This window comes from Blautia sp. AM42-2, from assembly GCF_003480245.1.
GTDB lineage: Bacteria > Bacillota > Clostridia > Lachnospirales > Lachnospiraceae > Fusicatenibacter > Fusicatenibacter saccharivorans.
The window spans coordinates 72,052-81,438 of record NZ_QUIM01000014.1 but is presented as its reverse complement, the minus strand read 5'-3'; the positions used below and the strand labels follow the sequence as shown (position 1 = coordinate 81,438).

Sequence of the window (9,387 nt, the reverse complement as noted above, 5' to 3'; positions counted from 1 at the left end):
TGAAGCGGAATGGCGCTCCGTTCCTCTGGAACGGATGCGCAGTTCTTGCGGAATATGCACATCCAAATTGTATCAGGACAATCTTTCATTTCACTTTCAAAAAACGAGCAGAAATCTTACAGAATTGTAAGATTTCTGCTCACTTAAAATTTAACCAACATATGGTAATTGAATCACAAACGTGCTTCCTTTTTTCTTTTTGCCGGAGGTTACCGTAATCATACCTGCGTGCTTTTCGATAATTTCTCTCGATAGAAAAAGTCCGATTCCTGTACCACTCTTTTCCATGACCTCCTTGGAACTTCCTCTGTAAAATCGTTGAAAAATTTTGTGATACTCATTCTGCGGAATACCAATTCCCTGATCCTCAATTTCCATTCTTACAAAATAGTTTCTTTTTTGTAACCGGATAAATATTTTTGAACCACACGGACTGTACTTGACCGCATTATCCAGAACGTTGATCACAGCTTCACCAAGCCACCTTTTATCCTGCATAATCGTGCATGTTTCCAGCTCTTTTTCATAGTCAAAAACGAATTCAATTTCTTTCTCATCCGCTTTAGGATAAGTGCGGTTCACAGCAGATATGACAGTATCCATAAGCGGAAGTTTTTTCTTATTAATCTGAATCAGTCCAGTTTCCATCTTGGATATTTCAAGAAGCGACTGCAATAACGTCTCCAGTCCATCCAGAGCACTCCGACAACGGATACGAAACTCCACCTGTTCTGTGGCACTTAAGTCATTCTGCATCAGCACACTAAAACATGTATCCAAAGCTGCAACCGGTGTCTTTAACTGGTGAGAAATATCAGAAACCATTTCTTTCGTGTTCTCCTTTTCTGCCCTTGCTTCTTCCTTTATCAACTGAATATGATGTCCGATTGCTTCAAGCTGGTCATTCAATTTTTCCAGTTCTGCATGATTTTCCGTTTTCAGTAAATCATCAAATTTATTTTCACGGAATCTGATCAGAATTTCTTCCAACTGGTCTAAAATTTTCTGATGACACGCATCTTCTTTTTTCTTCCAATAAAGTAAAAAAGTCAAAAGAAGCACGCATATCACAGTGCTTACAGCACCGGTCACCATAACCTGATGCCGGAATTGCGAATAAAATGCATTCCCTTTATTCCCCCAGTATCCATATTGCTCCAATAATCGCCTTCCCTGTTCGTTAGTTTCAATATCCTTATCCTTAAGCAATTCCGAAACAGCATCCAGCCCGGAAAATTCTTCCTTTGCAGCAATCTCTGTCATAAGATTCATTTTATATTTATAATCTTCATAAAACACATACGTGGTAAAGCAATTTAATATTGCAAACAATAATATGACAGGTAATCCCAAGGAGAGCACTACTGTAATCTTCTTGCGATATCTCTTTGTCACTGCCTTACCTCCTGATTCCATATATACCCAAGACCTCTGATATTCTTTATATAGACCGGTGCAGCCGGATTGTCTTCGATTTTCTCACGGAGTCTTCTGATATTGACAGCGATTGTATTTTCATCCACAAAATCCCCTTCCAGATCAAACACATTTTCCAATATTTGTGTTTTTGAAAGAATCTGTTTCGGATTCTGAAGAAAAAAAGTCAGCATTTTCAACTCCGTTTTTGTCAGACTGATTTCACGACTCTTTATCAGGACTTTCATTTCTCCTGCGATAAATACGATATCTCCCGAAATCATCTTTCCGGCTTCCGTTTTCTCCTGTCTGCGGCGGAAATGTGCTTCTATTTTCAAAAGAAGTACCGAAAGACTAAACGGCTTTGTAATATAATCATCTGCCCCTGCTTCATATCCCATGACCTGATCCATCTCCTGATCTAGTGCTGTAAGGCAAATAATGTATGTATTATAATTGCATCTCATCCACCTTACAAATTCCAGTCCATTCCCATCCGGAAGATTCACATCACAAATGGTAACATCCACATTATTATCACTTGCAATTCTTTTCGCTTTTTTCACTGATTCTGCTGAAAAAACCTCATATCCGGATTTTTTCAGTGAGAATGTAATTCCACGATTTAAATTTTCATCATCTTCAACCACGAGTATACCTGGCATAGCATCTGCACCTCTCTTTATTAACTATTCATCTTAAAATGCTTCAATGCCTCCACAATTGCACTCTCTTTATCTTCTGGACACTGCGGTTGCCTGCTATCTTCATTTTTAGGTAAATTAGGACTTGGAACAAGTTCCAAGTCTGTCGCGGCAGTCGTCGAATTGCCCTGCAAGCAGTCCATTCTCCTCGTTGCAACGCGCAAATTCTTTCCAACCTCAATTCCGCATTTTCTCTTTACCTGTGAGATATACAGATTGGAAACCTTCATGCCGGCATTATGTTCAGCCACATACTTCTTTATCTCATCATATGTAGCCTTAGTCTCTGCAGATGTTATATCCATATCATCAAGTTCAATCGTGACATTAATGTAATCATCCGGCTTTTGTTTCAGTTGGGACAAAAGAACAACCGTTTCCACATGGCTCGTTGGTAAAGCCACGGGGTTATTGAGATTTGCAACAACGGGTAACTGTGTCTGACTACCTCTCAACCTAAACTATAACGGATATATCAATACCGCCAACCGGTGTTGCCATATTCTTATCAAACAATACAAGATTCTTTCCTTGCGGATACACCGTACTTCCATACATTATTCCAGCATATCCTAGTGAAATAAAGTATTGCGCCAATGACTGAAAAGGAGCATATTCTATTGATTTATCTACTCCATCCCCCAAAGGAATAAATATTTGTTGCGACAACAATTTAGAATAAGTAAACACACCCCATTTAGTCATTGCTTCATTAAATGCACTTTTATCAATTGGAACATTCAACCCCGTTGCTTTAGCTATTTTTAAACTTCGTTTATATTGTTTCTGTCCATGTTTTTCAAGTTCATTATTGATATCAGCATATGACAATGCATCAGCTATTGTTAAATCAACTATCTTCTGGCCAAGAACATTGTCTAATAATTGAAAATCACAAAAGCCAAACCGCTCTCCAGCTTTCATTCTACATTCTTTTTTAGCACATTCACTTCTAGTATTTCCATCACCAACAGCCAAATATAACCATTCTACTCCTGCTGGACTAAATCGATTATCCTCATTGATAAACTCTTTTTTAGGTAAAAATCTTTCATAGTCTGGTATTTCTGTTTCCTTTAATCTTGCGCCTCTTCCAAGAGGGATACCGACAATGCTCCCCAAAGTTTTTGTTTGCAATTTAATACCATTATGGTCATGAAACAAATCATTATATGTCTTTAAGAATAGTTCCTCTTTTGCTGCTTCAACATCATTAAAGGAAATTTTCTTTGTAGCTAATGCCTCTCTGTACTCTCCCCAAGTCCGTTTAATTGAGGATTCGTTTTTTTTAATTTCACTAAAATCAAAAAAATGCAATTCTTTTCATCTCTCTATTCTTTTTAGTGCATGTTCAACAAAAAGCCTTGATTTTACTGACTTTTCTGAACAGTTAATAAGTTACATATATCTACAAAATAGAGTTTTCTGGATATGAAGTGACTTCATGGAGTCCATTTCTGATGATTTTAGGTACAAGAAATAAAACGTCTTTGTTTCTTCTTATGAAGGCCTTCCTGTTTCCCAAATCCACCTACAGTAACTAACCTCTCATGTCTACCAGGATCACCATCCTCTGACGGGTCCTAAATTCCTTCGTTCTGCTTATCCATAGTTGGATGCTGCTCATGCTCCTTTAGCAGGGTCGTTGCCCTATAGAAAATGTCAATGCAGCTACTGGCTCTACTTTGTCTTATATATTTTGCATTCCTGTTTCACAGCACCATTGATGGCGGACGCTTTCCTCCTTAGATTCTCATCTATTTTAAAACAAAGCTTTCTTTTGATCTCATCGCATTACTAAATTCGTCAAACACAACATGCTGTAAAGCAATACCAGCCTCGTCCGCAAACTGACAAATCGCATATAAAGCTTGATCATAATTTTCTCCAGTTTCTAGATTATACTCAAACGTATCTATGAAACGATCAAACATCCGTCTTTGACGCTCTTCACATTTAGCAACATGCTGTTTGAATTCTTCATGATATTCATTCATTTCACGAATAGATTCCTGAAGTATTGCTGTTATCCTATCATTTTCTTCCGCATTAAGCTTTGCGTTCTTGATGATTTCACGTGTACACGTAACTACATAACTTGCTGTAGTATATACAACCATTGGAAGAATCGGATTTACAGCAGAACCCATAATAGCTCCGACTGCCTTGGTAAAATATATGGTGGTCGCAGCTTTAGCCGTTGTATCCACTAACTGCTCTTTAAGTTGCTGCTCGTCAATTTCTCCACGTGCATATGAATAAAGTGCCACTCCTCCATCAATAATTCCACCCGCCATAACTGTTGCAGCAACTGAATCACTAAGTAAAGCACTTCCAGCTTTTATTCCTTTATATCGAATTGCCGTACTTACAACACCTGTTGCTCCACCCCTTGCTGCTCCTTTTATTGCATCGGCTCCAACATCATGTAATGCCTCTGCCAGTTCTTTTTTATCCTGAAATACTTCAAACATATTTGTAACCCCGGATAATATTCCTGTTGTTACAAAACTAGCCTTGGCCATATTGGCCGCTGTACACTTCATTTCAGCTTTGACTGCTTTTCTTTCAAATGCTTTTGCATACTTTTCAGGCGATTCATATGCCATTTGAACTTCTTCAAAAGTAGTTCCTCCCGAAGAAGCATCACCATAATGCAATTCATCTGTTAAATGTTCGTGAACATCCTTAAAGTCTTCTGCATGTATACTTCCTGATTCAGCTCTACTTTTGGCCAGTTTTTTTGCCTCATCTAACATAGAGCCCTCAGCATTATAATGTTCGTCTTTACGGATAAGTCTGTCCATGCCTTTATATTTGCCCCAGTGTCCCTTCTGTCCACCAGCCTGATCAAATACACTTCTTGCAGCACTATTCTCTACATCTTTATTTGAAGACTTTACAAATTTAGCCTGAACCTCTTTCTGTACCTTGCCGCCTTCTTTGATTAATATATCTGCCGCTGCTCCTTGGTCATAAACATCTGTGACAACTGCACGAGCCGACATCCCCTTCCCTGCTGCATCAGCATTGAATTTTGCGGCCTCAATATACTCAAACAGATTACCTTTCTGCTGATCAAAATGACCGTTCTGAATAATAGAAGTACCCATTTTCCATCTAAATAAATCCATTCCATCAACAGCTGCATTGGTACTATTTTGAGCGTTCACGGATGCCATATTACCAACTAAGTTACCTGTTGTTTTAGATGCGTCTTTCGCCGCTTTCTTAAAAATCGACATATGCACCTCCTACAGTAATGCTGCAATTGCAATTGCTATAACTATCGCTCCAATAAGTCTTACAAGGCGCCATGTATAGAGCCTACTAGCAGGAAGACTTCTGAACTTAAAAAATATAGGAAAAGCCACAGCCCCACATAGTATGAATAAGATACCCTTAAGGACACTCGTACTCATTGATAAACATCCCAAAGCTATCAGTATGCCTACCGCAAAGAAATTAACTACAAGTATTTTATTTGCTTCTGGTTTCCATATAATGTCACCAACCTGTGCCTCTTCAGCAACCATCGTATATGTATCTTTTTTTATCTGCTTAAGGCTCTTTGTAGATGCACTCAATGCCTCATTAGCCTCTTTTGACACCTCACCCTTTGAATTAAGAATAGGTGTAGACAATACATGATAATATACCTGTGCCATTAGCCATGAAACATGCAACGTTTTCTGTTCAACAACAGATAAACTGTCAAAATCTATCATTCCATCCACATCTACTGGATGAGCATTTTTTATTCGCTCAAGTTCCTGCAAGAATGGAGCAAACATTCTATTTAACTTCTTAATAAAACTCGAATAGTTATCGGACATTTTTGCAATGCCTTCCATTCCAGTTATCATTATATTCATCTGTGATACAGCTTCTTCTGCTTCTGCATGTATCTTCTTAGCCTCTGCTAGTTTTTCCTTTCCTTTAGCCCCTGCAATAACTGCTGCCACAGCTACAATAGGAGCCACAACTACTCCGGCAAGAATCAGCTTCCCGCCTGCCATTCCTAATCCACCTGCTGCCTTGGCACCTCCACCAAACCAAGCTAATGTAGCATTAGTTTTTGCTGCACCAGAAAGGGCTGCAATAGCTGTTCCTGTTGATGCTGTTCCAAACATCATTGCTCCGCCGTAAGAAGCGATACCAACCAATGCACCTGTTCCTAAAGCAGCAAAACCAGCTTTAGCAACTTCGTTAGCCGTCATAGATGCATTCTGAATATTCATAAGCATCTGCTTGGGTTCTTCATCAGAACCTATGAATTCCATGTTAGTATCGATTCTTCTATCCATCTCGACATTTTTAAATGTACCAAACGCAGTCACAAAAGTATCCATCCCCTCTGCCCAAGCGTTCACTTTAACTTTTCCTAGATTCTCCAAACGTTTAGTTGTCTGTTTCTTCTGTGACTCAAACTTATTTTTTGCGTTATCATACATTGATTGAGCCTCATTCAATAGGCTCTCTATTTCTTCTTTATGGGTAATCGGTTCTAATAGTCCCACAGCTGCCACCGCCCTCTCATTTGGTGTAATCATTAATCCAAATACCCGTCTGATAGCTTCCACTAATAAATTCCATTGGAATTTCTGAAATCATGCCTTTCAAAGTAATATGACATCTTCTGAAGTTTGTTAAATTGTTCTTATACTCATTAAGAACATAAAAAGCTTTCTCTTTGACATCTCTATTTGATCTAATGTACGCAATCAAATTATTCTGATATCTTGCTTCATAAACTTCTTGTGAAAGTTCGTTAATTCTATCATTAGGACCAATTATTGCCTGCGCACTTTCATATTTCAGAATCTTTGTTTCTAGAATTTTGAAATCGTTATCCGAAACTTTATTATCGTGGGTATAAATGTCCTTGCTATATGGTACATACTCAACGCCACTTCTGGTCCTGATAGGGAATATTGGCAATCGCTTTACTTTCTCATAGAGTCTTTGTGTCTGAAGTTTCTGCTACGTTGCAGGAAGAAGTAGGTATGCATACAATACCTCTCTAAACTTTTCATCTTTAATCATTTCATCAGCTGCTTCTATAATGCAGTCCAAATCTTCTCTTGTACCACTTCTATGGCAACCAATAATTTCAAGTAACGGAACATACTGTGTCTTTTTGTATGTATCAACGATTACACCATTAAAATCATTCGCTATATCCATCTTCTTGGAGATATATGCGATAACCTCCGGTACAATCAAACAGTACCCATCATTTGATGCAACAAATTCATCAACATTAAAGCATTCTCCATCCATAAACATACCGCAGACATATATTCGCTTGAAACAAATATTATCTTTATTGATTTTCTCAACCTGTCCAGCAAATTCTAAAGCTGTTTCAAAATAGCACATTTCAAACCAACCTCGCACATTTTTACCAGACCTCATAAGAATATCGAGATACTCATCATAGGTTAGTTTGTCTCCACCTACTACATCCCCCATAGAATCGGGATCAAAATCAATAGTCCCATACTCTGATTGCACACAGGTTTTTGTGCCATAAAACTCTTTCTTAAGTTTCTGCCACTTTGAATCTTTTTGTTTGTTACTCATTCTTCTACCTCCAAAAATTAGTAAGTGCTACCACTTGGCAGTCTAACATGCTAATCATGGTAGATATAAAATGCTAACATTCTTATCTACTCAACCCACTAATAACACTCTTGTCTACACAACCTATTCCAAGCAATCTCATCAGCAGGCGTTTTACTATTTTTCTACGCTCATCTAAGCCATCACTCTCAGCAAGTCAAAATCTTCCGAAACCCTTTATTTCAAGCCTTTTCGAGCATATCTACAATTTCTATTTCTGTACTTTACTTAACAAACAGACACTCTCCACATGGCACGTTCCCGGAAACATATCAACACAGCAGACTTTTTCTACACGGTATCCATATTTTGCAAACTCTACCAGATCCCGCGCAAGAGAAGTCGGCTTGCAGGAGATGTAAAGCATTTTTTCACACCTATATAAATCAACTATCTTCGGCAGAGCCTTCGGATGGATTCCTTCGCGCGGTGGATCAAGAACGATGAAGTCCGGTTTTTCTTCGATTTCATCGATCACCTTCAGCACGTCTCCGGCGAGGAAACTGCAGTTGGTAAGGCCGTTTGCCTCTGCGTTCTCTTTTGCAGCTGTAACAGCTTCTTCCACGATTTCCACGCCGATCACTTCTTTTGCGACCGGTGCAAGGATCTGGGCGATGGTTCCGGTTCCGCTGTAGAGGTCGAAGATCGTGCGGTCTTTCGTCTCGCCGACGAACTCGCGGGCGGTGCTGTAGAGAACTTCCGCGCCAAGGGAATTGGTCTGGAAGAAGGAGGACGGGGTGATCTTGAATTTCAGTCCGAGGAGTTCTTCATAGAAGTAGTCCTGTCCGTAGAGCACTTTTGTCTCATCGCTCTTTACAACATCTGCCAGGGAATCATTTATGATATGGAGGAATCCGACAACCTTTCCTTCCAGCGGCAGACCAAGCACTTCCTGCACGAGCGGCATCAGATCCCACTCTTCCTGGCTTGTGGTGACGAGATTTACCAGGATTTCTCCGGTATTCTCGGCTCTTCGCACCAGCAGGTGGCGCAGGTAACCCTCGTGGCTTATCTTGTGGTAGTAACTTGCGTTCCGCTCTTTAAAGTACGCCAGCACGCAGGTCAGAATCTTTGTGAAATCCTCATGCACGATTTTGCAGTCGCACGCGGTCAGGACATCGTAGGTGCTTCCCTTTTTATGAAGTCCGAGAGACAACGGGCCGTCCTTGTATTCATCGCCGAAGGAAAACTCCATTTTATTCCGGTATGCAAACTCCTTCGGACTTCCCTTGATTCCAAGGAACGGATAATCGGCCTCCCCCGCCTCATTGACCTGGCCGGCCTCCACGAGGGCATCGTCGAGCAGTTTTTTCACCTGACCGGCCTTCATTGCAAGCTGATCCTCATAACTCATCGTCTGGTACATGCATCCGCCGCAGGACGGGAAAATACTGCAGACCGGATCGCGCTTTTCTATCGGGGATTTTTCTGTTACTTCGAGCAGGCGGCCCTCCATGCGGTTCTTTCTTTTTTTGTTGATCTGAAAGCGGATCTTCTGTCCCGGAATTGCATTTTTCACGGTAACCGTCTCGCCCTCCACATGTACACGTCCTTTATTCGGGAAATCGATTCTTTCCACGACTCCCTCGTAAATTTCTCCTTTTTTCATTCTCTTCTCCTTCTATGTCAAACTAATTTCCGG

8 protein-coding genes and 1 pseudogene are annotated in these 9,387 nt (G+C 40.0%); all 9 read right to left on the bottom strand.

The features are described from left to right. Window positions 1-150: 150 nt before the first annotated feature. Window positions 151-1,416 carry a sensor histidine kinase gene (locus tag DW915_RS13605; RefSeq protein ID WP_118742280.1) on the bottom strand — a complete coding sequence of 422 codons (1,266 nt, stop codon included), beginning with the start codon at window positions 1,414-1,416 and terminating at the stop codon, window positions 151-153. Continuing rightward, entirely contained in the window at window positions 1,392-2,081 is a 690-nt protein-coding gene (locus tag DW915_RS13600) for a response regulator transcription factor (protein ID WP_008120506.1), read from the bottom strand. Before DW915_RS13600 ends, DW915_RS13605 begins: the two co-directional genes overlap by 25 nt. A 20-nt stretch (window positions 2,082-2,101) precedes the next feature. Next, window positions 2,102-2,512: pseudogene (locus tag DW915_RS13595) on the bottom strand (hypothetical protein); the annotation flags it as partial. A 64-nt stretch (window positions 2,513-2,576) separates the two neighbouring features. Then, a complete protein-coding gene (locus DW915_RS13590) occupies window positions 2,577-3,437 on the bottom strand; it encodes an RES family NAD+ phosphorylase (RefSeq protein ID WP_118742279.1) in 861 nt (286 codons plus the stop codon). A gap of 440 nt (window positions 3,438-3,877) precedes the next feature. Beyond that, the gene (locus tag DW915_RS13585; RefSeq protein ID WP_118742278.1) at window positions 3,878-5,365 is read right to left on the bottom strand and encodes a hypothetical protein; all 1,488 of its coding nucleotides are present in this window, start codon (window positions 5,363-5,365) and stop codon (window positions 3,878-3,880) included. 9 nt (window positions 5,366-5,374) lie between these two features. Further along, a complete protein-coding gene (locus tag DW915_RS13580; protein WP_117509721.1) occupies window positions 5,375-6,673 on the bottom strand; it encodes a hypothetical protein in 1,299 nt (432 codons plus the stop codon). Beyond that, on the bottom strand, window positions 6,657-7,061 hold the full coding sequence (locus DW915_RS13575; RefSeq protein WP_118742277.1) for a hypothetical protein: 405 nt from the start codon (window positions 7,059-7,061) through the stop codon (window positions 6,657-6,659). The genes DW915_RS13580 and DW915_RS13575 overlap by 17 nt, the downstream gene beginning before the upstream one ends. 42 nt (window positions 7,062-7,103) lie before the next feature. Beyond that, the gene (locus tag DW915_RS13570) at window positions 7,104-7,706 is read right to left on the bottom strand and encodes a hypothetical protein (RefSeq protein WP_118742276.1); all 603 of its coding nucleotides are present in this window, start codon (window positions 7,704-7,706) and stop codon (window positions 7,104-7,106) included. A 250-nt stretch (window positions 7,707-7,956) separates the two neighbouring features. Next, window positions 7,957-9,354 (bottom strand): 23S rRNA (uracil(1939)-C(5))-methyltransferase RlmD, encoded by a 1,398-nt coding sequence (gene rlmD / locus DW915_RS13565; protein WP_118742275.1) that lies wholly within the window; start codon window positions 9,352-9,354, stop codon window positions 7,957-7,959. Window positions 9,355-9,387 lie beyond the last annotated feature (33 nt).

Excerpts from the sequence above, each read along its gene's own strand:
- DW915_RS13605 (WP_118742280.1), bottom strand. The coding sequence starts at position 1,416 with ATGGAATCAGGAGGTAAGGCAGTGACAAAGAGATATCGCAAGAAGATT.
- DW915_RS13600 (WP_008120506.1), bottom strand. The coding sequence starts at position 2,081 with ATGCCAGGTATACTCGTGGTTGAAGATGATGAAAATTTAAATCGTGGA.
- DW915_RS13585 (WP_118742278.1), bottom strand. The coding sequence starts at position 5,365 with ATGTCGATTTTTAAGAAAGCGGCGAAAGACGCATCTAAAACAACAGGT.
- DW915_RS13580 (WP_117509721.1), bottom strand. The coding sequence starts at position 6,673 with ATGATTACACCAAATGAGAGGGCGGTGGCAGCTGTGGGACTATTAGAA.
- DW915_RS13570 (WP_118742276.1), bottom strand. The coding sequence starts at position 7,706 with ATGAGTAACAAACAAAAAGATTCAAAGTGGCAGAAACTTAAGAAAGAG.
- rlmD (WP_118742275.1), bottom strand. The coding sequence starts at position 9,354 with ATGAAAAAAGGAGAAATTTACGAGGGAGTCGTGGAAAGAATCGATTTC.